The sequence below is a fragment of the Alkalimonas cellulosilytica genome (assembly GCF_036325985.1).
Taxonomy (GTDB): Bacteria; Pseudomonadota; Gammaproteobacteria; order Enterobacterales; family Alteromonadaceae; genus Alkalimonas; species Alkalimonas cellulosilytica.
The window spans coordinates 126421-149037 of record NZ_JAUHLI010000009.1; the positions used below are offsets into that span (position 1 = coordinate 126421).

Sequence of the window (22617 nt, forward strand, 5' to 3'; positions counted from 1 at the left end):
ACTGAATTTAGAGGAAAATGAAAATGGCAGCAAAAGAAGTTCGTTTTGGTGATGATGCCCGCAATAAAATGCTGAAAGGCGTCAATATTCTGGCCAATGCCGTTCGTGTCACTCTGGGTCCGAAAGGCCGCAATGTGATCCTGGATAAATCCTTCGGTTCACCTCTGATCACCAAAGATGGTGTTTCTGTCGCCAAAGAAATCGAGCTGGAAGACAAGTTCGAAAACATGGGCGCTCAGATGGTAAAAGAAGTTGCTTCTAAAGCCAACGACGAAGCCGGTGACGGCACCACCACCGCCACAGTGTTGGCTCAAAGCATTATCAACGAAGGTGTCAAAGCCGTTGCTGCTGGCATGAACCCAATGGATCTGAAACGCGGTATCGACAAAGCCGTGGTTGAAGCTGTTGCTGAATTGAAAAACCTGTCTCAGCCGTGTGCTGATAGCAAGTCAGTTGCTCAGGTAGGTACTATTTCTGCGAACTCGGACTCAGAAATTGGCCAGATCATCGCCGATGCGATGGACAAAGTAGGCAAAGAAGGCGTGATCACGGTCGAAGAAGGCCAGGCGCTGGCCAACGAGCTGGACGTGGTTGAAGGCATGCAGTTTGACCGTGGTTACCTGTCTCCATACTTCATCAACAATCAGGAAGCTGGCCAGGTTGAACTGGAAAGCCCGTTTATCCTGAATGTGGATAAAAAAATCTCCAACATCCGTGAGCTGTTGCCGGTGCTGGAAGGCGTGGCCAAAGCAGGCAAGCCATTGCTGATCATCGCTGAAGACGTGGAAGGTGAAGCCTTAGCTACGCTGGTGGTGAACAACATGCGCGGTATCGTCAAAGTAGCGGCAGTCAAAGCGCCAGGTTTCGGTGACCGTCGTAAAGCCATGCTGCAGGACATCGCTGTACTGACCAACGGTACTGTGATTTCTGAAGAAATCGGCCTGGAGCTGGAAAAAGCTACGCTGGAAGACTTAGGTACTGCCAAGCGCGTGGTACTGACCAAAGACAACACCACCATCATCGATGGTGCTGGTGACGAAGCCGCCATTGCTGGCCGTGTGAAGCAAATCCGTCAGCAAATCGAAGAAGCGACCTCGGATTACGACAAAGAAAAACTGCAAGAGCGTCTGGCCAAGCTGGCTGGCGGTGTTGCCGTGATCAAAGTAGGTGCGTCGACTGAAATCGAAATGAAAGAGAAAAAAGCCCGCGTTGAAGACGCGCTGCACGCAACCCGTGCTGCGGTGGAAGAAGGCGTGGTCCCTGGCGGTGGTGTCGCTCTGGTACGTGTTGCTGCCAAGCTGGCAGGCCTGACGGCAGAGAACGAAGACCAGAACCACGGCATCAAAATCGCCCTGCGTGCGATGGAAGCGCCTCTGCGTCAAATCGTTTCCAACGCCGGTGAAGAGCCGTCTGTGGTTGTGAACAAAGTGAAAGACGGTTCTGGCAACTACGGTTACAACGCGGCCAACGAAACCTACGGCGACATGCTGGAAATGGGTATCCTGGATCCAACCAAAGTAACCCGTTCTGCACTGCAGTTCGCTGCTTCTGTTGGTTCACTGATGATCACCACCGAAGCCATGGTGACCGAAGTACCAAAAGACGAAGCCGCTGCCCCAGATATGGGTGGCATGGGCGGAATGGGTGGCATGGGCGGCATGATGTAATGCGCTCAGACCCCGTCTGAATCCCTGAAAACCCGGCCTTGGTGCCGGGTTTTTTATTGAGACAAGTCAGTAGTGGGAGCTGTTAGCCGGTAGTACAGTGATCACTTGCCAGCGGCCGGTTTCACGAATAAAAAATACCGCTTTATCACTGAGTGAAAACTCAATAGTACTCACTTCATCGTGGCTGATGGACATTGCCGGATCGAATGGTGTTAATGCAACGACTAAGCCGTCAAATAGCGGATCTGTGATAGCCTCATCAAGCGCGACTTGCTCATTTTGATAGCTTTGTGCGAATTGCAACAGTGCTTCGAAGCTGTGACTACTTTGAATCCCATGAACCACAATGGCATCGATGTCATCCTGACACTCAGAGTAAATAATGGATGCACCCGCAAACATAGAGTCTTGCTGACTGCAAAGCTGTGAGGGAATAGGGACATGGATAGACTCAGCAACATTCAAAGTGACCATGCAAGCTAGCAATAACACTATAGTTCTCATGCAAACCCTGCTCGTTTAAGACGTTTTAACATTTTAGTCTCAGTGAAAATATTTGCAAAAGTAGTAATATTGGATTATTATTTTTTGAATCTCATCCGACCAGTGGCCGCTTGGGATTAAAGCTTGGCAGTGCCAAGTGAAGTCAAACGAAGCAGTGCTTCGGAATGTGAGCTGTGCTCGTGTTCAATCCAATACAGGCAGTGCCTGACTAAATTTAGATTGCATCCATTTACTGATGTTTCCTTCGCAGCATTTGCGAGGCAAGCCTGTCAGTGACAGCATGTCTAGAGTAGTACTCTTTGCAAATCCTGCTTTCGGCGCTAGGCATTTATTGCTTAGCAGAATATTAATCCTTATCAAAGGTTAATGCTCATGGCTGACAAATCGCCGAAAGTATATAGAAAACCGCTTTGGGGCAAGAAAATAGCTGCACACATAGAACAAGGTAGATTACTGGTAAATGAGTTAAATCTTTTCTTGTCATCTATCAGAAAGTTTTACCTGCACGTGAGTATGCTTTTCATTGCGCCAATTTACATTCCGGATTTTATCAGAATCTTTTTCTGATAATCGTGGCTGGTCAGTACTTAGGTATTGGCTTAGAAAGTCTTGAGCCGTATGCGGAGAAACTTGCTTGTACGGTTCTTAGGGGGCGGCGGTGCAGTAATGCACTGCTGCTACCCGACATGCGCTCAGGCCCCGTCTGAATCCCTGAAAACCCGGCCTTGGTGCTGGGTTTTCTTTTGGCTGTTGCTATGGCAGCTGGCACAATAAATAACAAAAAATGACAACTTAATGAATCCAATTCAGTCTATAGTCATATAAAGTTGACTAGAATTTAGTCAGGCTCGATCGCTGTGTCGTCGGGCTTTGTAGCGGTGTATGCTATTAATTGGAGGCAACAATGACCACACCTATTTGGCGCAAACTAATGATGGCAGGTGCCCTGGCTGGGCTGATGAGCGCGAGCTTTCATGGTCTGGCGGAGGATGCATCCAACTTAACGCTGACTTTCCAGGAGCCGGAAAAATTCACCGATATCCGGCCGGCTAACGAAAGCCGGGCGCGGTTTCGTGAGCGGACTCTGGCAAGCTTTGAGCGAATTTTCCAGGAGTTCGCGGCTGAATTGCCGGAGGGGTATCAGTGGCAGGTAACCGTGACCGATATTGATTTGGCCGGTGATGTAAACCCAATGTACACCCGTTCGGGCCAGGATATCCGGATGGTAAAAGATATTTATTCACCGCGGGTGGCCTTTACTCACGAGCTGCGTGATGGGTATGGAGCCAGGGTAGCGGGTGGTGATGAAAATATCCGTGATATGGGCTTTTTACAGAGCCCACGCATGGTAGGCCCTCGCCACCAGGAGTTACGTTACGAATACACCATGTTAAAGCGTTGGTTTGAGCGCAACCTGATGCCACAAATTGAAGAGCACCAGGCCAAGTTACCTAAAGTCAGCGAGTAAGCTGCCTTAATGGATGAAAACGGCAAGCCTTGAGCTTGCCGTTTTGCTTACTGGTCTTTTAAAGCCTGCTGAAATTCCTGCAACGTCTGGTGCAGGTGCTTTAGTTGTTGCACCGCTTGTTGCAACGTAGTGGTACTGAATTGTTGGCTTTGGCGCATGGCAGCAACCAGCTCAGCCGTTTCTGCCAGATAAGGCATAAAGCGGGGACTTTGTACCTGAAAGCCAGCACTGGCTGGGAAAATAGCCTGATACTTCCCTTTGCCTTGTTTTTTCAGTGCGTCCAGCGCCTGATCGGCATCCAGCGCCTTGCGGTACAACTCTTTCAGGTTGGCATCCAGTTGGTCCAGTAATTGATCCATGCTTTGCGGTCTCGTACAACAAAATAGGGCGAATTATGCCATAAAGCCTGATTGCAAGCAGCAGCTTATGCCTGCTTCGTATTTCATTTTTTGCCGATTTGTTATATCATCTCATTACTATTGCTGATTGGGTGGTAACTGCTGTGCTTAGCCTGGGTCGAAATGTATTGGATAAAGCAGGAATTGCGCTGACATCGCTCTGTGCGGTGCATTGCATTATGCTGCCTGTCCTGTTGCCCGTACTGCCGTTGCTTGGCGCTAGCTTTCTGGCCAATGAGAGTTTTGAGCGGGCTGCATTGTTGCTGACGATGGTGCTGGGGTTTATTGCACTGTTTTCAGGTTTTCACCGTTACCACCGTAAACTCTACCCCTTCTACTCACTGTTTTTAGGCGGTTTTATCTATTGGCACAAAGACATCTTTGGCCATCATTGGGAGCCGGCAGTGCTTACTATTGGGGCTGCTTTTGTGGTGCTGGCGCATGTGCTGAATATGCGGCTATGCCAGCGCTGCAGCAGCTGCAAAACAGTGGTTGATTGCAAAGAGAATGAGGCTACGCCTCAGCAAAGTTAAGGCTTAGCCACCTTCAAAGGCCCACACCCGGCTGCGCGCCGGGTAATTGGTAAAGATACCATCCACACCCAGCTGCTGCATGTCACTGATGTCATCCAGCCCATCCACGGTATAGACAAAAACTTTCAAGCCCAGTTGATGCGCATCATGTACCAGTTGCTGGTCGATAAAATTCAGATCGCAGTGTACCGAGTACATGCCTAAATCGTGCACGTACTGGGCATAGTTCAGTTGCAGGCTGGCGGTCAGAGCGCCCAATCTCAGCTCTGGTAAGGCTTGTTTTAACTGCAGCAGCAGGTGATGGTTAAAAGACGACACCAGCACCTCATCGAGGGATAAACCAAGCACTTGCTGTGCTCTGGCTAGCATGGCCAGCAAGGGCGGAGCAGTATCTTTGCCTTTGAGTTCGATATTCAGCCAGCAGCGACCATGGACCAGCTCCAGCACCTGCCACAGCGTTGGAATGGGCTCGCCTTCGCCGGCATCCAGTTGTCGCAGATAAGCCAGGCTGTGCTGGTAAATGGTGCCGTTGCCGTTGGTGGTGCGTTCCAGCTTGGGATCGTGAATGACGATCAGTTCGCCTTCTACTGCATACACATCCACTTCAATGGCATCGGCACCCTGCAAAATGGCCTGAGCGATGGCCAGCAAGGTATTTTCCGGAAATTCACCACTGGCTCCGCGATGGGCAATGATCTGCATACAGGCTCCTTAAAAACGATGCTGGTGCTTTGCCTAAATGGCCGTCAATGGTTGCCGTTAGTCGTTTGGCTGCAGTCTTTTGGCAAAAGCTGCTCCCATGCGAGTGGTACTGCCTAGCTGCTGGTCGGCTAAAAACTCCAGTTGCTCAGGGGCAAACGCCAGCACTACCGTCGATCCCAGTTTAAAGCGACCCATTTCGGCGCCTTTTTCCAGCCGTACCGCAGTGGGGCCGGTGGCCGGGTACTGCCAACGATGCACGGTTTTACCTGTGGGCGGTGTAATGGTGCCTGCCCAGACCGTTTCGATGCTGGCAACAATGGTCGCACCTACCAATACCAGCGCCATCGGGCCCAGCTCGGTATCAAAGATAGTGACTACCCGCTCGTTGCGGGCAAACAGGTTGGGCACATTCTCCGCTGTCAGTGGGTTCACCGAAAACAAATCGCCCGGTACATAGATCATTTCCCGTAAGGTGCCACTCACCGGCATATGGATGCGGTGGTAATCCTTCGGTGCCAGATAAATGGTAGCAAACTGACCGCCTAAAAAAGGCGCTGCGGTATCGGCTTCACCACCCAGCAGGGTTTGCAGCGAATAATCGTGGTTTTTAGCCTGCACCAGCTTGCCATCGGTAATGGGCCCCAACTGACTGATGGTGCCATCGACCGGATGGGCAATGATATCGGCAGCGTCCGCCAGTGGCCGGATGCCTTCTTTCAATGGCCGGGTAAAAAACTCATTGAAGCTGCGGTAATCAGACGCTTGCTCGTATTTGGCTTCGGTCATATCGATTTTGAAAGCCTTGATAAACAGCTTGATCAGCAAATGACTGAAAAAGCCAAGCCGGGCAGCCGCCAGGTAACCGACCAGGCGTGAGATCAGGTGCTTAGGCAGAATGTATTGCAGAATGATTTTTACTTGGTCCATAACAGGCTCTTTTGACGTTAGAAATGATTGGGTTTGTCTTCTGCCATGCTGGTCAGAATGCGCAGATAGCTCTGATAACGTTGTTCGCTGATGTCGCCATCGGTCACTGCTTGCAGAATAGCACAGCCGGGGTCTTTGATGTGCTTGCAGTCCCGAAACTTGCAATGACCAAGCAGCGGCTGAAACTCGACGAAGCCAGCAGTGACCTGCTCCGGGCTAAAATGCCACAGACCAAATTCACGGATACCAGGTGAGTCGATGAGCTGGCCGCCGCCGGGTAAGTGGTACAGCCGTGAGGCGGTGGTGGTGTGCTGGCCAAGGCCAGATACATCCGACACTTGTTGGGTAGAAAGCGCGAGCTCTGGCAAAATGGCATTCATAATCGACGATTTGCCAACACCGGATTGCCCAACCAATATGCTGGTGCCTTCTTGCAGCAACTGCTGCAGTGCGTCCATGCCTTCGCCCTGCTTAGCACTCAGCCATAAGCTGGCATAGCCAAGCTCGCGATAGAGCTCCAGCTGTTGTTGCAAGGCGTGTCGCTGTTCAGCGCTCAGCAGATCGGTTTTATTCAGCACCAGTACCGGCGGAATGCCGGTCACTTCGGCCGCCACCAGATAGCGATCGATGATGTGGGCAGAGAATTCGGGCAGCACCGCCGATACCACCACAATGCGGTCGATGTTGGCAGCGACCGGTTTTAAGCCATCGTAAAAATCTGGGCGCAGCAGCACTGTGTCGCGTTCGGCTACCGCATCAATAATGCCATCGACACTGCCTTGCGTTTGGCGGACCCGGCGAAAGGCGACCCGATCGCCAGTCACGACCGAACTTAGCGTGCGGCGCAGATTGCAGCGGATCACACTGCCATCTGCCGCTTCAACATCTGCATGCTTGCCAAAGCGGCTTAAAATCAAGCCCGGCTCAGCTGACAAATACAGATCGTCATCGCTTGAAGCACCTTGTTTGCTAGTGTCTAAGCGTTTCTCATTCTGACGGGCAATGCGTGCCTGTTGTTGTTTGGTTAAGCGTCGTTTCGGGCTCACTCGGTTTTGCCTGTTGTGCGCGGGCTCGGCTGAAGCAGTAAGCCGGCTGGTCGCATGGGAAATTGCGGTGTATGATACCGCTTATCCAACAAGTTACAAAGCATCCTGCTGTTTTCAGCGGGTAAGCAGATGAGGCAGCGATGGCAGTGAATGAACACAATTTAATCTGGCTGGATTTGGAAATGACCGGGCTGGATCCGAAAAAAGATGTGATTTTGGAAATCGCCACCATCGTCACCGACAGCCAGCTGAACATTCTGGCGGAAGGGCCTTCGCTGGCCATTAAGCAGCCGGATGCGGTACTCGATGGCATGGATCCCTGGTGTGTCGAGCAGCACGGTAAAAGCGGCCTGACCGAGCGCTGTCGCAACAGCACGGTCAGTCTGGCCGATGCCGAACAGCAAACCCTGGCGTTTTTACGCCAGTATGTACCAGCCGGTAAGTCGCCGATGTGCGGCAACAGCATTGGTCAGGACCGCCGTTTTCTGGTGGAGTACGCCCCAGAGCTGGAAGCCTTTTTCCATTACCGCAACCTGGATGTCAGTACCGTGAAAGAGCTGGCCCGGCGCTGGGCACCAGAGGTACTGAAGCAGGTGCAAAAGCAGGGCAGTCACCTGGCACTGGATGATATCCGCGACTCCATTGGCGAATTAGTCACCTATCGCACGCATTTTTTCAAAATTCCGCAATAAAGGGCTTGCATTGGCCGCTGGTTTTTGTAAAATGCGCGGCATCAGGAACGTTACCAGCCCTGATGTATATTGCGAGTTTAGCTCAGCTGGTAGAGCGCGACCTTGCCAAGGTCGAGGTCACGAGTTCGAACCTCGTAACTCGCTCCAAATTTTGAAAAAGCAGCCTTTTGGCTGCTTTTTTGCTTTCTGCTCTTTGCTTAGCCGTGCAGTTGACACTGTATCAGGCATCGCGGGGCAAGCCTTTTTTCACAATCCGCACCAGCCGCTCGGTTTGCCGTGGCAGGATCGAGGTCTCCAGCCACTGTTTTTTCTGCTGTTGCTGCAAGGCCCAGTCGATGTGCTCTTGCACCAGCTCAGATGCGTCAGCCTGGGCTTGGTGCAGTGCCTGTATGATGTCCTTTGAAAAAGGCGCATTGCCAAGCGCGACTGCCAGGTTACGCTGCCAGCGCTCAAAACCTATCCGGCGGATCGGGCTGCCTTCAGTACGCTGCAAAAAGGTAGCTTCATCCCAGCGAAACAAGGCCAGCAGGCTTTGATCACGCCAATGGTCTTTGATTTGAAAATCAGCCTCAAGGCTAAGCGGCGCCGCCCGGTTTTCCGGGCAAACCAGTTGGCAATCATCGCAGCCATAGATCCGGTTGCCGAGCAAAGGGCGAAACTCCATTGGAATCGCGCCTTTGAGTTCAATGGTCAGGTAGGAAATGCAGCGCCGGCCATCCACGATAAAAGGGGCTACAATAGCCTGAGTGGGACAACTGGTGATGCAAGCCACACAACTGCCGCAATCGCCCTGGTGCGGCTCATCGATGGGCAGCGGCAGGTTCACCAGCAGCTCGCCCAGAAAAAACCAGGAACCCGCTTCTTTATTAAGCAACAGGCTGTGTTTGCCTACCCAGCCAAGCCCGGCTTTTTGCGCCAGCGGCCGCTCCAGCACCGGGGCTGAGTCGACAAAAGGCCGGTAACCCAGGTCGCTCACCTCCTGCTCTATGCGATCGGCCAGTTGTTTCAGTTTTTTACGGATCACTTTGTGGTAATCACGCCCCAGCGCATAACGGCTGATGAAGGCCTGACTGGGATCTTGTAAGTTGCTGGCAAAAGCCGCCCGCTCTGGCAAATAGTCCATTCGCACCGAAATGACTCTCTGGGTACCCGGTAATAATTCCCCTGGCCTTGCTCTTACCATGCCATGGCGCGCCATGTACTCCATTTCGCCGTGAAACTCTTGCTCCAGCCAGGCTTGCAAACGTGGCTCTTCCCGCGTCAGATCGGTATCGGTGATGCCGCAGTCGGCAAAGCCAAGTTCCTTGGCCCAGGTTTTAATGTTCGCTGCCAGTGCTGCTAAGCTCATGCCATGAGGGTAGTAAAGATCGGATGCAACGATGGTAGCATAAGCAAAGGTCGCAGGTAATCTTTCGCGTTGGCACCATCAGGGATAACAGTTGGACGGAATTTTTGTTAAAATCTGCGGTCATAGCAGCAAAACCCTTAAGGCAAATCGCGTGCAGCAAGTAAATCGCTTTCAGATCTCGTTACTGGATGAAGCGGTAACCCAAGCGGTTGCCGCCAGGCTGGCTTTGCTGTTGCCAGAGCAGGCAGTGCTGTTTTTGCAGGGCCCATTAGGCGCCGGCAAAACCACCTTTAGCCGTGGATTGCTGCAGGCATTGGGGCATCAGGGCGCTGTCAAAAGCCCAACCTATACTCTGGTGGAGCCCTATCAGCTGGCGACTAGACAAATTTATCATTTTGATTTATACCGGTTAACAGATCCGGAAGAGCTTGAATTTATTGGGGGTCGCGACTATTTCAGCGACCAGGCGATTTGCCTGATTGAATGGCCCGAGCGTGGGCTTGGCTTTTTGCCAGAGCCAGATCTGGTGCTGGAGCTAAGTTATCACGCCGCTGCCGATGAGCCGGTTCGCATCTTGAGCATCCATGGGCAGAGTGAACTTGGCCGTTCGATAGTAACAACGATGAGTGCGCATGAAGAACGATAACAAAAGAGTTCACTGGCTGTGGTGGCTGCTGTGTTGCTGGGCTGGCTCCTTGTGGGCTGCCAGTAATGAAGTGCAAAGCATTCGGATCTGGCCTTCGCCGGAAAATACCCGGGTGGTGTTTGATTTGGCCGCGGCACCGGATCAACGCAGCTTTGCGCTGGAGAATCCGCACCGTTTCGTGATTGATTTGCGCCAGCACAAAGCACAAAGCCGCCTGCCTGCAGCCAGCGGTGAAGCCAGTTTGATCCAAAGTATCCGCTCCAGCTATACCGCCAACAATCAGACCTTACGCATCGTACTGGATTTATCGGAAAAGGCCTCTGCCAACGTTTTTAGCCTGCCACCCACCGGGCCTTATGGTCATCGCTTGGTGGTTGATTTCAAAGGTGAACAGCGTGAGTTGCCGGTGGCACAGGCCAGGGCGCAGCGCCAGCCTGGCCGTGACATTATCATTGCCATCGATGCTGGCCACGGTGGCGAGGATCCAGGCTCCATCGGGCCTGCTGGTACCTTCGAGAAAAACCTGGTATTGCCGATTGCCCGCCGTCTGGCAGAACTGATTAACAACGAGCCGGGCATGAAGGCAGTGATGGTGCGCACCGGCGATTACTTTGTGCACCTAAACCGTCGCACCGATATTGCCCGTGAAATGCAGGCCGATTTGCTGATCTCGATTCACGCCGATGCGTTTACCTCACCACAGCCACGTGGTGCCGCGGTTTGGGTATTATCCTTGCGCCGGGCCACCTCGGAAGTGGGCCGGATGCTGGAACAAAAAGAGCGTCATTCCGAACTGCTCGGTGGGGTCGGTGAAATCATTCGTGACTCAACGCAGGAGCGTTATCTGGCACAAACGGTGCTGGACTTATCGATGAACCATTCGATGGTCTCGGCCCACCAGGCAGCCACTCATGTGCTGTCGGAGCTGGGCCAAATCACCCGCTTGCACCGGCGTGAACCACAGGCGGCCAGCCTGGCGGTGCTGCGTTCACCGGATATTCCTTCAATATTGGTGGAGGTCGGTTTTATCTCCAACCCACAGGAAGAACAGCAACTTCGTACCGCTCAGCATCAGCAACGTCTGGCACAATCGATGTTTCAGGGGTTGCGTCGGCATTTTCGTGAATCACCACCAGCCGACTCACTGTTTGCCCAGCATCGCTCACGCGAACACCGGGTCGAGCGGGGGGAGTCGTTATCCCTGGTAGCTCAGCGTTACAATGTGTCGGTCGAGGCACTGCGGCAACACAATCAGCTTAATGGCGATACCATTCGGATTGGCCAGGTGCTGCGGATCCCAGAATAATGCCCATTCAGATTTTACCGCCGCAGCTTGCCAATCAGATTGCGGCGGGAGAGGTGGTCGAGCGCCCTGCCTCCGTAGTGAAAGAGCTGGTGGAAAATGCGTTGGATGCCGGTGCCAGCCAAATCGACATTGACATTGAAAAAGGCGGTGCCCGGCTCATTCGTATTCGGGATAATGGCTGTGGTATCGCTCAGCAAGAGCTTACATTGGCACTCAGTCGCCATGCCACCAGCAAAATCAGTAGCTTGGATGATTTGGAACAGATCCTGAGTTTGGGCTTTCGTGGCGAGGCTCTGGCCAGTATCAGTTCGGTAGCCCGGTTAAGTCTGACCTCCCGGCCCGCCAGTCAGGAAACCGCCTGGCAGGCCAATGCCGAAGGGCGGGACATGCAGGTGCAGCTTCGACCGGCGGCTCACCCTGTCGGCAGCACGGTGGAGGTGTTGGATTTATTTTTCAACACGCCGGCCCGTCGCAAATTCCTGCGCACCGAGAAAACCGAATTCTTTCACATTGATGAGCTAATTAAACGACTGGCGCTCAGTCGTTTTGATGTCGGCTGGACACTCAGTCACAATGGACAGCCCGTGCGGCGTTTAAAAGCTGCCAGTACCCCAGCCCAGCAGTTGCAACGGGTAGCCAGCCTTTGTGGCCGACGTTTTGCTGACAGTGCCTGCTGGATTGAAAATCAGCATCAGCAATTAAAGCTCTGGGGCTGGTTGTTACCCCCTGCTGCTATCGAACGGCAACAAGGCTGTCAGTACAGTTACGTCAATGGCCGGATGATGCGCGATAAATTGCTGAACCATGCCATCCGCCAGGCCTATGGTGAGCATTTGAGTGCCGAGCAGCAGCCGGTATTTGTGCTCTATCTGGAGCTGCCAGCAACAGAAGTGGATGTCAATGTGCACCCGGCTAAGCATGAGGTGCGCTTTCATCAGGCGCGCTTAGTGCATGACTTCGTGGCCAGTGCGCTAGGCAATGCGCTCTCGCAGCTGCAACCAGAGGCATTGCGTGCCTCACAGAATGCCAACTTTGCTGCCTCAGCAGAGCCGACACTGGCGGTTGCAAGCCATTCGATGCCCAAGGTTGATCAGGCCAGGCCAGCAGGTAGCGGCCGCAGTGCTTTCAGCTACAAACCACCAGCGAAACCGGCAGTGGCCGAGGTCGCGCGCCAGTTGCAGTACTTGCATGGATTGCAGCAAGGCAGTCAGCAACACAGCGTCAGCGAGTTGCAGGATACCAGCAAGGGGTCCTACGTGCTGGGGCCGCAGTCAGAAAGCACCAACACAGCAGTACCTGCTGCAGCGAAACCCTGGACTGTGCAAAACCGTTTCTTGCTGTTGCAAAGTGATGACAATATCCAGCTACGCAGCGTGGCCAAAGCGATGGTGCTGTTGTGTCAAGCAAAGGCAGACGGGCATGCCGCCAGTAAAGTTTTGCTGGTACCGATGCGGCTTAACGTCAGTAAGTACGAGGTGACTTTCCTGCAGCAACTGGCCGATAAGCTGGTCGGGCTTGGTTTTGATGTGCTGTTGCGCGATCAGGTGCTGATTGTGCGGGCTATTCCATTGTGGTTGCAGCGAAGCCCACTGCAACAGTGCCTGTTGCCATTTTTTCAGCAGCTGCAACAGACGGATTTGGCCAGTGCCTTCGATATACTGCTAAAGGCGCATTGGCTTCAGGCCGATACCCTTTTACACTACTATCCGGAACTGCTTGAGGCTGGTTTGGAGGCCGCGACTGTGGCCATAGATATCAACCCGGCTATTTCGGCACTGGAGCTCTAAGATGTCAGAGCAACCACCAGTTGTGTTTCTGATGGGCCCCACAGCATCCGGTAAAACGGCGCTGGCGCTGGCGCTGGCCGCAGAGTTGCCGGTTGATATTATCAGTGTCGACAGTGCTTTGATTTACCGGGGTATGGATATTGGCACCGCCAAACCTACGGCAGAGGAGCTGGCTGCGGCACCGCATTATCTGATTGATATCAAAGATCCGGCCGAAGCGTATTCGGCGGCAGATTTTCGCAGTGACGCTCTGGCCTGTATTGAGCAAAGCCGGCAGCGTGGTCGTTTGCCATTGCTGGTGGGTGGTACCATGTTGTATTACAAAGCGCTGTTGCAAGGCATTTCGCCCTTACCGGCGGCGGATGCGCAGGTAAGGGCTGTGCTTGAACAAGAAGCGCTTGAAAAAGGCTGGGAAACATTGCACCAGGAACTTTCGGTGATTGACCCGGTCTCAGCTGCTCGGATACATCCAAATGATCCACAGCGGATCAACCGCGCTTTGGAGGTATATCGCATCAGTGGTCAGACCATGACAGAGCTGACCGCGCAGCAAGGCAGCGCCTTGCCGTTTCCGGTACGGCAATTTGCGATAGCGCCGACCGATCGGGCCGAGCTGCACCGGCGTATAGAGATACGTTTCATGCAGATGCTGGCGGCTGGGTTTGAACAGGAAGTGCAGCAGCTGAAACAGCGGGGGGATTTGCACCTGCAATTGCCCTCGATGCGCTGTGTTGGTTACCGCCAGATGTGGCATTATCTGGATGGGACCATTGATTACCAGCAGATGCAGCAACAAGGGATCGCGGCTACCCGGCAGCTGGCCAAGCGGCAATTGACCTGGTTGCGGGGCTGGCAGAATGTAAACTGGTTGAAAACTGAAGCAAAACTGACGGAAAACTTGCAAGCGGTGTTAACTTCGCTAAGCTAAACTCGGGACGCAAAAAAATAGTCAGTTGTTTAACTTGAAATATCTGAATCAATCCATAGATCAAGCGGACTTATAACAATAAGGAATGCGGCACATGGCAAAAGGCCAATCATTACAGGATCCTTTCCTGAACACTTTACGGCGGGAGCGTATCCCGGTTTCTATTTATCTGGTCAATGGTATTAAATTGCAGGGACAGGTTGAGTCGTTTGATCAATTCGTCATTCTGTTAAAAAATACAGTCAGCCAAATGGTGTACAAACATGCCATTTCAACGGTGGTGCCTTCGCGGGCAGTGAACACCATGATGGCTCATGCCAACAGCGGGAACGACTCTGACGAAGCAGACGATTAATCCTTCCGCCGCCACCGGGCCAAACAGTTCCGGGCCATCAGGCATGGATCTGGAGCGGGCTGTATTGGTTCAGGTCGAGTTTTCTGCGCAAAAACAGCAGGAAACTTTGCAAGAACTGGTGTTGCTGGCTGGCTCGGCTGGGGTTGAGGTGGTGGATACCGTGCGTTGCCGTAGGCAACGACCGGATAGCCGCTATTACGTTGGCTCAGGTATTGCGCAATCTCTGGCAGAGCAGGTGACTGCATCCGAGCTGACCGTCCTTATTTTTAATCACGAGCTGAGCCCGGCGCAGACCCGTAACCTGGAGCGTTGTTGCCAGTGCAGGGTGATTGATCGCACCACGTTAATTCTGGACATTTTTTCACAGCGGGCCCGCAGCTACGAAGGAAAGTTGCAGGTAGAGCTGGCGCAACTGCGGCATTTATCGTCACGCTTAGTGCGTGGCTGGGATAATGCCGAGCGGCAAAAAGGCGGCATTGGTTTACGTGGGCCAGGTGAAACCAAACTGGAAACGGACCGCCGTTTGCTGCGTCAGCGTGTGACCGCATTGCGGCAAAAGCTGGATAAAATGACCCGGCAGCGTGAACAAGGCCGCCAGGCCAGGCAGCGTGCTGCTGTACCGGTGCTGGCACTGGTCGGGTACACCAATGCCGGCAAGTCTTCGTTATTTAACCGCCTGACCCAGGCCAATGTGCATGCAGCGGATCAGCTGTTTGCCACCCTGGATCCTACGTTACGTCGACTGGAGCTGCCGCACTTCGGCGATGTGGTGCTGGCCGATACGGTTGGTTTTATCCGTGAGTTGCCGCACGATTTGGTTGCTGCCTTCAAATCTACCTTGCAGGAAACCCAGGATGCCGACCTGGTGTTGCTGGTAGTCGATTATGCCGACAGCGATCATGCCGCCAAGCTGGCACAGGTGCAAAAAGTACTGGCCGAAATTGAGGCTTCCGAAGTGCCGCAATTGTTGGTATGGAACAAAATTGATCAGTGTACGCTGGCGCCTCGTATTGATTGTGATGAAGATGGCTTACCTCAGGCAGTGTATTTATCGGCACATACCGGAGCGGGTGTCCCTTTGTTGCTGGATGCCATCCGGCAGAGGCTGGCGCAGCATTATTTGCGCCTGACGTTGTCCTTACCGGCTGATGCAGGGATCTGGCGGGCACGTCTGCACCAGTTGCGTGCCGTAGAGCAAGAGCATTTTACCGAGCAGGGGACCACGGAGCTGCGCATCAGCGTATCGGCAACAGACTGGGGCCGGCTGCTGCAGCAAAGTAAAGGCAGGCTGGAAAACTATATCGTCAGAGAAGCGGTTTTTTGATACATTAACCCAAATCGTACTATCAGTGGAGTAGACCATGGCTTGGAATGAGCCGGGCAAAAATGGCAAAGATAACGATCCTTGGAAACAAGGTGGTCGTGATCAGGGCCCGCCCGATTTAGATGAAGTGTTTCGTAATTTTGGTAAGAAGTTTGGTGGCATCTTTGGCGGTTCTGGCGGGGGCAACCAAGGCTCCTCCGGCGGTGGCTCAGTGTCTACCCTGTTGCTGTTGGTAGCTATTGTGGCAGCCCTGGTCTGGGCTTTCAGTGGCTTTTACATAATTCAGTCATCGGAGCGTGGTGTTATTCTACGTTTTGGCCAGTTCCATACCGAAGTGGGTGATGGCATTCACTGGAAACCGACCTTTATCGATCAGGTGCGCCCGGTCGATATTACTAACGTTCGTTCCTTTCGTACCGATGGCTTTATGCTGACTCAGGATCAAAACCTGGTGCGGGTGACCTTTGAAGTGCAGTACCGGGTGTATGATGCCCGTGCTTATCTGTTCTCGGTGGTCAATGCCGATAACAGCCTGCAGGAAGCAACCGATGCAGCGCTGCGTTTTGTGATTGGTCACTCGCTGATGGACGATGTGCTGACCCGTGGCCGGGAAGTAGTGCGGCAGAACACCCGTCAGGAACTGGAAACCATCATCACACCCTATCGGATGGGCCTGGAATTGGTTGATGTCAACTTCCGCGACGCGCGCCCACCGGAAGAAGTGCGTGATGCCTTCGATGACGCCATTGCGGCGCAGGAAGATCAGGAGCGTTTCGTGCGTGAGGCGGAAGCCTATGCCCGTGAAATCGAACCGCGTGCCCGTGGTCAGGTCAACCGGATTATGCAAGAAGCGGAAGCTTATCGTCAGCAGGTGATTTTACGCGCACAGGGTGAAGTAGCCCGTTTCGAGCAGTTGCTGCCGCAGTACCTGGCTGCACCGCAAGTCACCCGTGAACGTTTGTATCTGGAAACCATGGAAGAAGTGTACAGCAATACTTCTAAAGTCTTGATTGATGTCAGCAGTGGCAACAACATCATGTATCTGCCATTGGATCAGATGCTCAAAGGTGGTGCGGCTAGCTCCAGTTCATCCAGTGCCTTGCCGGTAACGCCGCCGCGTTCCTTGCAGGAATCGCAAAATACCGCTCCGCGGCAGGATGGCATTCGCGGCACCACAACTCGTGATGGGAGACGTTAAGGCATGAAAAATTTAATTGTAGCAATCCTGGTGGTTGCCGGCCTGATCCTCTCTTCGGCACTCTTTGTGGTGCCGGAAGGTGAGCGGGCCATTGTCATCCAGTTCGGTAAGATCCAACGTGATGCGGCCGGTGATGTGCAGGTGTTTGAACCGGGCCTGCATTTTAAAATACCGATGATTGAAACGGTGCGTAAGCTCGATGCCCGGGTGCAAACCCTGGATGATCCGGCTGATCGCTTCGTGACCGCAGAAAAGAAAGACTTATTGGTCAATAGCTATGTTAAGTGGCGTATTCGTGATTTCGGTAAGTATTTTTTAAGTACCGGAGGGGGTAACACCCGCCAAGCCGAAGTGCTCCTACGCCAGTACATCAACAACGGTTTGCGGACCGAGTTTGGTACCCGTACCATTCCGGAGATTGTTTCCGGTGAGCGGACGGAGCTGATGGAAAGTGCCTTGCAGCAAGCTGGTATTGCGGCCGCTGAGCTGGGTATTGAAGTGATTGATGTGCGGGTGAAGCAAATTAACCTGCCGGATGAAATCAGTATTTCCATCTTTGCCCGGATGCGGGCCGAGCGTCAGGCGGTAGCGCGTGAGCATCGCTCGCGTGGTATGGAAGAAGCCGAGAAAATTCGCGCCGATGTGGATGCCCGTATTACGGTAATGCTGGCCGATGCTGAGCGTAACTCCCGAACTGTTCGTGGTGAGGGTGATGCTCAGGCCGCTAATATCTACGCCGAAACCTACAGTCGTGATGCAGAGTTCTTCTCCTTTATCCGTAGCTTAGAAGCCTATAAGCGCAGCTTCCGCAATAAGGATGATGTGCTGGTGATTCAACCGGATAGCGACTTCTTCAGGCACATGAAGACGATACAACGTCCATAAACCATGTATCAACCAAGAGGCCCTGCGGGGCCTCTTTCGTAGCTGGCGTAAAACAGGTAGCGTAAGATGTATCAACATTTGTATCAGCACTTTTTGCAGGGCCATGCCGGCAAGCAACACTTTGCCAGTCATTCGCACCACTTCTGGCCAGATGTGACCCGGCAGGCCATGTTGGATTACTGGGACTTAAGTGCGCGCAACTCAGATGAAAAATGGCAGCATATTTTTGGTGTGGTATTGCCCGAAACACAGCGCTTGCTGGCTGCTCAACTGGGTAGCGAACAACCACAGCAGTTGGTGTTTGCACCTAATACCCATGAGCTGGTCATGCGCTTGCTCAGTTGTTTTGATTGGCGCAAACCTATCCGGATCCTGACCACCGATAGCGAGTTTTACAGTTTTCAGCGTCAGGTCAGCCGACTGCAAGAAGAGAGTCTGGTGCAACTGACGGTGATCCCAACCGAACCTTTTGCCGATTTCGAACAGCGCTTTGTGGCGGCTGCGGCCGAGCACGAGTTTGAGCTGATTTTTTGCAGCCAGGTGTTTTTTAACTCCGGTGTAGCACTGACGGATCTCACCGATTTTGTCAGGCAGCTGGCTAACGTATCGCAAGCGATGATAGCGATAGATGGCTACCACGCTTTTATGGCGCTGCCGCTGGATTTATCGGCCATTGAAGATCGCATTTTTTATCTGGCAGGTAGTTACAAGTATGCCCAGGCCGGCGAAGGCTGCTGTTTTATGCTGTGCCCAAAGGACAATCAATACCGGCCGCTTTATACCGGCTGGTTTGCTGAGTTTGGCGCTTTAAGTTCGGAGCGCAGCTCGCAGGTACCCTACAGCAGCGACGGCTTTCGCTTTGCCGGTGCGACCATGGATCACAGTGCCTTATTTCGCTTGCATGCGGTGCTGCGTCTATTGCAACAGCAGCAGATCGGTGTTGCTACCATTCATCGCTATGTGCAGCAGCTGCAGCAGGCTTTTTTAGTGCAGTTAAGCAGCTTGTCGCAATTGGCACTCAGCCAAGAACAGTTATTGCAGCGAGATCTAAAGCAGCATGGTCACTTTTTAACCTTTGCTTTGCCAACGGCTGATGGCGCTGCTGCGTTGGCTGGATTTTTGAAGCAACATCATATCCTTACCGATTACCGTGGCAACAGGCTACGCTTTGGTTTTGCGCTCTATCAGTGTGCTGAGCAGTTCGATTTACGTTGTCTGGAGCAATTTACGACGAGCGACTGACTTTTTTTCAGCCATCCAGATGCAGTTTGCTCAGAGTTTTGGTAGAATCCACGCCTATTTTTTTTCCATGTTGTAGGAACCATGGCCAAAAACGTCGTTGTGTTGGGCACCCAATGGGGTGACGAAGGTAAAGGTAAAATCGTTGACTTGTTGACTGATAAAGCCAGCTATGTGGTGCGTTATCAGGGCGGTCATAATGCAGGTCATACCCTGGTGATCGGTGGTGAGAAAACGGTTCTGCACCTGATCCCATCCGGCATTCTGCGTGACAACGTCACTTGTGTGATCGGCAATGGTGTGGTTGTTTCGCCAGAAGCCTTGCTCAAAGAGATGGCGATGTTGGAGCAACGTGGCATCCCGGTAAAAGAGCGCCTGGTGCTGAGCGAAGCCTGTCCGTTGATCCTGCCTATCCATGTCGCCCTGGATATCGCCCGCGAAAAAGCACGTGGTGCTAAAGCCATTGGCACCACCGGCCGCGGTATTGGCCCAGCCTATGAAGACAAAGTTGCCCGCCGTGGTCTGCGGGTCGGTGACTTGTTCAATCCGGAGCTGTTTGCTGAGAAGCTAAAAACCGTGATGGAACTGCATAACTTCACGCTGACTCAGTTCTACCAGGCCGATGCAGTCGATTATCAGCAAACGCTGGATGATGCGCTGGCCATTGCCGATACGCTAAAAGCCATGGTAGCCGATGTCACTGATTTGCTGGATAAAGCCCGTCGTGATGGCAAGGCCATTATGTTTGAAGGTGCTCAAGGCACTCTGCTGGATATTGACCATGGGACTTACCCCTATGTCACCTCATCCAATACTACCGCTGGTGGTGTAGCAACGGGTTGTGGTTTTGGCCCTCGCTACCTGGACTATGTACTGGGTATTGTCAAAGCTTACACCACCCGGGTTGGCGCTGGCCCATTCCCTACCGAGCTGAGCTGTGCCGCTGGCGAGCACCTGGGTGTCAAAGGCCATGAGTTTGGTGCCACCACTGGCCGTAAACGCCGTACCGGTTGGTTCGATGCAGTTGCTGTACGCCGCGCTGTGCAGCTGAACAGCATCTCTGGTTTTTGCCTGACCAAGCTGGATGTGCTCGATGGTCTGGAAACGGTCAGCATCTGCACCGGCTACCAGATGCCATCGGGCGAAGTACTGGATGTGCCGCCACTGGCAGCTGAGGGCTATGAGCAGGTAACGCCCGTGTATGAAACCATGCCAGGCTGGCAGGACAGTACCTTTGGCTGTCAGTCGGTTGGTGATTTGCCACAAGCTGCGCGTAACTACATTGCCCGTTTAGAGCAACTGACCGGGGTACCGATTGATATTATTTCAACCGGCCCAGACAGAAATGAAACGATTACTTTACGGCATCCTTTTATTGAAGCCTGAGCTTTGCTGGCTGCCGACTAAAAATGAGCTGCTTTCGGGCAGCTTTTTTTATATCATCATAGTCTGGGTAAAGATGAGGTTATTAAAATGAAGTCATATCTTGTTGTTTTGACATCACTTCTGTTGATTGCTTGTGGTGGTTCAGGTTCCTCGGGCTCTTCAGGCTCTGGCGCTGGCAGCCCGACACAGTTTTCCGGTCAAAACTGCCCTTCGACGGCTTCGGCCAATGCAGAAGCTTTTTGCCTGATGTTTCGTGACTACTTGTGGTACCGCGAGATGCCGCAAACCGTTAACCTGACCCAATACAGTTCTACCAATCAACTGGTGCAGGCGCTGAGCGCTCCAGATGATCGTTTCAGTTACACCATGTCGGCCGAAGATTATGAATCACGTTTTATTGATGCCCGATTTTTTGGCTATGGTATGTCGTTTCAGGTAGTCGACAACGACAGCGCTCTGTTGATCCGTTTTGTGTACGACGATGGCTCAGCCGCCGAGAATGGCATACGCCGTGGTGATCGCATCACTGAAATTGAAGGCAAGTCGGTGGCACAGTGGTATGCCGATATCAATGCAGGCCGCGCCACCAATGATGACATGTTTGGTACCAATGATGACGGCGTGATGCGCAACTTTGTCTGGAGCCAGCCGGATGGCACTGTGTTGCAATCGGATTTTATTAAGCGTGAAGTGACGACCAATACGGTGCTGCACCGCTCTGTCATAGAGCAAGCTGGCAAGCGAGTGGGGTATCTGGTATTTAATTCCTTTATCGAGCTGTCAGAAACTGAATTGGAGCAGGCCTTTAGTTATTTTAAACAGCAAAACATCGATGAGCTGGTATTGGATGTGCGCTACAACGGCGGCGGTCTGATCCGGGTGGCCAGTCAGTTGGCTTCGCATATTGCCTGGCCGACCGTACAGGGTAAAAACTTTGTCACTTTTGCTTACAACGATAAGAACTCACAGAAAAACCAAACCTGGCAGTTCAGTCTGGGACAGCGTGGCCAGACTTTTCTGGATTTACCACGGGTTTTGGTGCTGACTACTCCTGGTTCCTGCTCATCCAGCGAGCTGGTGATCAATTCACTGACGCCTTTTGTTGAGGTGGTACAAATTGGTGAAGCCACCTGTGGCAAGCCTGTCGGGCAACAGCCGGAATACTTTGACCGCCGTCGCCAGGTGATGTTTGCAGTCAATTTCCAGACGGTGAATGCCGTTGGTTTTGGCGACTACTTTGACGGTTTAATGCCGAACTGCCCTGCCCGTGCAACCATTCCGGGGGACTGGGGGGTAGCTTCCGAAGCTTTGTTGCAGGAAGCCTTGCACTATGTCGCGAACGATGCCTGCTCGGATAACTCCCAACAGTGGTTTGATACCCTGTTGTTGCAGTCCGATAGTCCGGTTCGATTGAGCGCACCTCAGCAAAACCTGGCACGGCCATTCTGGCAAGCATGGAATGAACACTAAGCATGGATGCTGTGCAAAAAAGGCCAACCCAACAGAGTTGGCCTTTTTTTTGCTACATTTTATACTAGATACTTCATGTGCACAGAGCTGTTGCTCTGCGAGCAAACAGCCAGGCGAGATACGATGAAACAGTTTTTCTATGCAGCAGTGTTGGTCAGTGTATTGCTAGCTGGCGAGGTAGTGGCAGAGGAAGTACGGATCCGTCAGCTCGAAGCCGTGCAACTCTATACCCAGGATGAGCTGTTGGCTTTGATCCGTACCAACAGCCATTTGCGACGGGTACAGGATGATGACTGCCAGTTGGTGCGGGATATTGAAGCCCGGGCTGATATTATGAAGTTACCGGCCTACCAGTTTTTGTGGGGCGATATGCTGGCCTATGCAGTCTGTGTGCCGCGGGATATTGAACGAGGCTGGCAACTGATGCAGGATGCAGCCGCTCAGGGGTTACCGGAAGGGCTGGAGCAGGTTGGTCGTTATTACCATATTGGCCGTTTTGTGCAGCCTGATGCCGAGAAAGCCATTGTCTATTTGCGTGAAGCGGCTGCGCTTGGCAATTTAGCGGCGACCATTCGCTTGGCGGAGATCCTGCTGGGCGATCACGGCAGCCCACGGGATTACGAGCAGGTCTACCGCTTGTTGCACCATTCGGTGACGGCCGATAGCGCCACCCATCAAAAAATTAGTCAGTTACTACGTCAGTTTGAACAACGGATGCCAGAGCGGGTGGTGCAGCGGGCTCGTCGTCCGGTCTCCTGAATGTCATACAAGGATCCGCTGAAGGTGTTACACTGAAGATTAGTTAGGT

22 protein-coding genes and 1 tRNA gene are annotated in these 22617 nt (G+C 52.8%); 17 read left to right on the forward strand and 6 right to left on the reverse strand.

Annotation, left to right across the window (positions count from 1 at the left end; all coding sequences use genetic code 11):
* The first annotated feature begins 23 nt into the window (after nt 1-23).
* On the forward strand, nt 24-1667 hold the full coding sequence (groL, locus tag QWY20_RS10585) for a chaperonin GroEL (RefSeq protein ID WP_330128982.1): 1644 nt from the start codon (nt 24-26) through the stop codon (nt 1665-1667).
* A 66-nt stretch (nt 1668-1733) separates the two neighbouring features.
* Here the strand turns inward: groL and QWY20_RS10590 are convergent, their stop codons facing one another.
* Nucleotides 1734-2171 (reverse strand): hypothetical protein, encoded by a 438-nt coding sequence (locus QWY20_RS10590; protein ID WP_330128983.1) that lies wholly within the window; start codon nt 2169-2171, stop codon nt 1734-1736.
* Between the two features lie 904 nt (nt 2172-3075).
* Between QWY20_RS10590 and QWY20_RS10595 the strand changes: the two genes are divergently transcribed.
* Nucleotides 3076-3639 carry a DUF3016 domain-containing protein gene (locus QWY20_RS10595; protein WP_330128984.1) on the forward strand — a complete coding sequence of 188 codons (564 nt, stop codon included), beginning with the start codon at nt 3076-3078 and terminating at the stop codon, nt 3637-3639.
* 47 nt (nt 3640-3686) lie between these two features.
* On the opposite strand, the gene QWY20_RS10600 is transcribed toward QWY20_RS10595, so the two are convergent.
* Entirely contained in the window at nt 3687-3998 is a 312-nt protein-coding gene (locus QWY20_RS10600) for a prephenate dehydrogenase (protein ID WP_330128985.1), read from the reverse strand.
* 143 nt (nt 3999-4141) lie between these two features.
* On the opposite strand from QWY20_RS10600, the gene QWY20_RS10605 reads away from it, so the two are divergent.
* A complete protein-coding gene (locus QWY20_RS10605; protein ID WP_330128986.1) occupies nt 4142-4570 on the forward strand; it encodes a MerC domain-containing protein in 429 nt (142 codons plus the stop codon).
* A 3-nt stretch (nt 4571-4573) separates the two neighbouring features.
* Here the strand turns inward: QWY20_RS10605 and QWY20_RS10610 are convergent, their stop codons facing one another.
* From QWY20_RS10610 to rsgA, 3 genes are read right to left on the reverse strand one after another with little or no spacing between them, the layout of a single operon-like run.
* Entirely contained in the window at nt 4574-5272 is a 699-nt protein-coding gene (locus QWY20_RS10610) for a glycerophosphodiester phosphodiesterase (RefSeq protein WP_330128987.1), read from the reverse strand.
* Nucleotides 5273-5329: 57 nt separating this feature from the next.
* Nucleotides 5330-6199 carry an archaetidylserine decarboxylase gene (gene asd / locus QWY20_RS10615; RefSeq protein WP_330128988.1) on the reverse strand — a complete coding sequence of 290 codons (870 nt, stop codon included), beginning with the start codon at nt 6197-6199 and terminating at the stop codon, nt 5330-5332.
* 17 nt (nt 6200-6216) lie between these two features.
* Nucleotides 6217-7245 carry a small ribosomal subunit biogenesis GTPase RsgA gene (gene rsgA, locus QWY20_RS10620; protein ID WP_330128989.1) on the reverse strand — a complete coding sequence of 343 codons (1029 nt, stop codon included), beginning with the start codon at nt 7243-7245 and terminating at the stop codon, nt 6217-6219.
* A gap of 140 nt (nt 7246-7385) precedes the next feature.
* Here rsgA and orn point away from each other — a divergent pair, with 140 nt between their 5' ends.
* Together orn and QWY20_RS10630 are read left to right on the forward strand one after the other, a co-directional pair.
* Nucleotides 7386-7937 (forward strand): oligoribonuclease, encoded by a 552-nt coding sequence (orn, locus tag QWY20_RS10625; RefSeq protein WP_330128990.1) that lies wholly within the window; start codon nt 7386-7388, stop codon nt 7935-7937.
* Between the two features lie 71 nt (nt 7938-8008).
* Nucleotides 8009-8084: transfer RNA gene (locus QWY20_RS10630), tRNA-Gly, on the forward strand.
* A 73-nt stretch (nt 8085-8157) separates the two neighbouring features.
* Here the strand turns inward: QWY20_RS10630 and queG are convergent.
* A complete protein-coding gene (gene queG / locus QWY20_RS10635) occupies nt 8158-9285 on the reverse strand; it encodes a tRNA epoxyqueuosine(34) reductase QueG (RefSeq protein ID WP_330128991.1) in 1128 nt (375 codons plus the stop codon).
* A 151-nt stretch (nt 9286-9436) separates the two neighbouring features.
* On the opposite strand from queG, the gene tsaE reads away from it, so the two are divergent.
* From tsaE to QWY20_RS10695, 12 genes are all read left to right on the forward strand, one after another.
* Nucleotides 9437-9931, forward strand: coding sequence for a tRNA (adenosine(37)-N6)-threonylcarbamoyltransferase complex ATPase subunit type 1 TsaE (tsaE, locus tag QWY20_RS10640; protein ID WP_330128992.1), 495 nt, complete (start codon nt 9437-9439; stop codon nt 9929-9931).
* Complete coding sequence (locus QWY20_RS10645; RefSeq protein WP_330128993.1) at nt 9918-11237, forward strand: N-acetylmuramoyl-L-alanine amidase; 1320 nt, start codon at nt 9918-9920, stop codon at nt 11235-11237. The genes tsaE and QWY20_RS10645 overlap by 14 nt, the downstream gene beginning before the upstream one ends.
* Nucleotides 11237-13024 carry a DNA mismatch repair endonuclease MutL gene (gene mutL / locus QWY20_RS10650; protein WP_330128994.1) on the forward strand — a complete coding sequence of 596 codons (1788 nt, stop codon included), beginning with the start codon at nt 11237-11239 and terminating at the stop codon, nt 13022-13024. The genes QWY20_RS10645 and mutL overlap by 1 nt, the downstream gene beginning before the upstream one ends.
* Nucleotide 13025: 1 nt before the next feature.
* Nucleotides 13026-13952 carry a tRNA (adenosine(37)-N6)-dimethylallyltransferase MiaA gene (gene miaA, locus QWY20_RS10655; RefSeq protein ID WP_330128995.1) on the forward strand — a complete coding sequence of 309 codons (927 nt, stop codon included), beginning with the start codon at nt 13026-13028 and terminating at the stop codon, nt 13950-13952.
* A gap of 94 nt (nt 13953-14046) precedes the next feature.
* The gene (gene hfq, locus QWY20_RS10660; RefSeq protein WP_330128996.1) at nt 14047-14307 is read left to right on the forward strand and encodes an RNA chaperone Hfq; all 261 of its coding nucleotides are present in this window, start codon (nt 14047-14049) and stop codon (nt 14305-14307) included.
* Nucleotides 14308-14350: 43 nt separating this feature from the next.
* Nucleotides 14351-15631, forward strand: coding sequence for a ribosome rescue GTPase HflX (hflX, locus tag QWY20_RS10665; protein WP_330129054.1), 1281 nt, complete (start codon nt 14351-14353; stop codon nt 15629-15631).
* A 37-nt stretch (nt 15632-15668) separates the two neighbouring features.
* A complete protein-coding gene (gene hflK / locus QWY20_RS10670; protein ID WP_330128997.1) occupies nt 15669-16829 on the forward strand; it encodes an FtsH protease activity modulator HflK in 1161 nt (386 codons plus the stop codon).
* Between the two features lie 3 nt (nt 16830-16832).
* A complete protein-coding gene (hflC, locus tag QWY20_RS10675; protein WP_330128998.1) occupies nt 16833-17714 on the forward strand; it encodes a protease modulator HflC in 882 nt (293 codons plus the stop codon).
* Between the two features lie 66 nt (nt 17715-17780).
* Complete coding sequence (locus tag QWY20_RS10680) at nt 17781-18956, forward strand: aminotransferase class V-fold PLP-dependent enzyme (protein WP_330128999.1); 1176 nt, start codon at nt 17781-17783, stop codon at nt 18954-18956.
* 81 nt (nt 18957-19037) lie between these two features.
* Nucleotides 19038-20339 carry an adenylosuccinate synthase gene (locus QWY20_RS10685; RefSeq protein ID WP_330129000.1) on the forward strand — a complete coding sequence of 434 codons (1302 nt, stop codon included), beginning with the start codon at nt 19038-19040 and terminating at the stop codon, nt 20337-20339.
* An 87-nt stretch (nt 20340-20426) separates the two neighbouring features.
* Nucleotides 20427-21809, forward strand: coding sequence for a S41 family peptidase (locus tag QWY20_RS10690; RefSeq protein ID WP_330129001.1), 1383 nt, complete (start codon nt 20427-20429; stop codon nt 21807-21809).
* Nucleotides 21810-21932: 123 nt separating this feature from the next.
* Nucleotides 21933-22568, forward strand: coding sequence for a tetratricopeptide repeat protein (locus QWY20_RS10695; RefSeq protein WP_330129002.1), 636 nt, complete (start codon nt 21933-21935; stop codon nt 22566-22568).
* The last annotated feature ends 49 nt before the right edge of the window (nt 22569-22617 follow it).

Coding starts and splice junctions, on each gene's coding strand:
- groL (WP_330128982.1), top strand. CDS start 24: ATGGCAGCAAAAGAAGTTCGTTTTGGTGATGATGCCCGCAATAAAATG.
- QWY20_RS10590 (WP_330128983.1), bottom strand. CDS start 2,171: ATGAGAACTATAGTGTTATTGCTAGCTTGCATGGTCACTTTGAATGTT.
- QWY20_RS10595 (WP_330128984.1), top strand. CDS start 3,076: ATGACCACACCTATTTGGCGCAAACTAATGATGGCAGGTGCCCTGGCT.
- QWY20_RS10600 (WP_330128985.1), bottom strand. CDS start 3,998: ATGGATCAATTACTGGACCAACTGGATGCCAACCTGAAAGAGTTGTAC.
- QWY20_RS10610 (WP_330128987.1), bottom strand. CDS start 5,272: ATGCAGATCATTGCCCATCGCGGAGCCAGTGGTGAATTTCCGGAAAAT.
- asd (WP_330128988.1), bottom strand. CDS start 6,199: ATGGACCAAGTAAAAATCATTCTGCAATACATTCTGCCTAAGCACCTG.
- orn (WP_330128990.1), top strand. CDS start 7,386: ATGGCAGTGAATGAACACAATTTAATCTGGCTGGATTTGGAAATGACC.
- queG (WP_330128991.1), bottom strand. CDS start 9,285: ATGAGCTTAGCAGCACTGGCAGCGAACATTAAAACCTGGGCCAAGGAA.
- QWY20_RS10645 (WP_330128993.1), top strand. CDS start 9,918: ATGAAGAACGATAACAAAAGAGTTCACTGGCTGTGGTGGCTGCTGTGT.
- mutL (WP_330128994.1), top strand. CDS start 11,237: ATGCCCATTCAGATTTTACCGCCGCAGCTTGCCAATCAGATTGCGGCG.
- miaA (WP_330128995.1), top strand. CDS start 13,026: ATGTCAGAGCAACCACCAGTTGTGTTTCTGATGGGCCCCACAGCATCC.
- hfq (WP_330128996.1), top strand. CDS start 14,047: ATGGCAAAAGGCCAATCATTACAGGATCCTTTCCTGAACACTTTACGG.
- hflX (WP_330129054.1), top strand. CDS start 14,351: ATGGATCTGGAGCGGGCTGTATTGGTTCAGGTCGAGTTTTCTGCGCAA.
- hflK (WP_330128997.1), top strand. CDS start 15,669: ATGGCTTGGAATGAGCCGGGCAAAAATGGCAAAGATAACGATCCTTGG.
- hflC (WP_330128998.1), top strand. CDS start 16,833: ATGAAAAATTTAATTGTAGCAATCCTGGTGGTTGCCGGCCTGATCCTC.
- QWY20_RS10680 (WP_330128999.1), top strand. CDS start 17,781: ATGTATCAACATTTGTATCAGCACTTTTTGCAGGGCCATGCCGGCAAG.
- QWY20_RS10685 (WP_330129000.1), top strand. CDS start 19,038: ATGGCCAAAAACGTCGTTGTGTTGGGCACCCAATGGGGTGACGAAGGT.
- QWY20_RS10690 (WP_330129001.1), top strand. CDS start 20,427: ATGAAGTCATATCTTGTTGTTTTGACATCACTTCTGTTGATTGCTTGT.
- QWY20_RS10695 (WP_330129002.1), top strand. CDS start 21,933: ATGAAACAGTTTTTCTATGCAGCAGTGTTGGTCAGTGTATTGCTAGCT.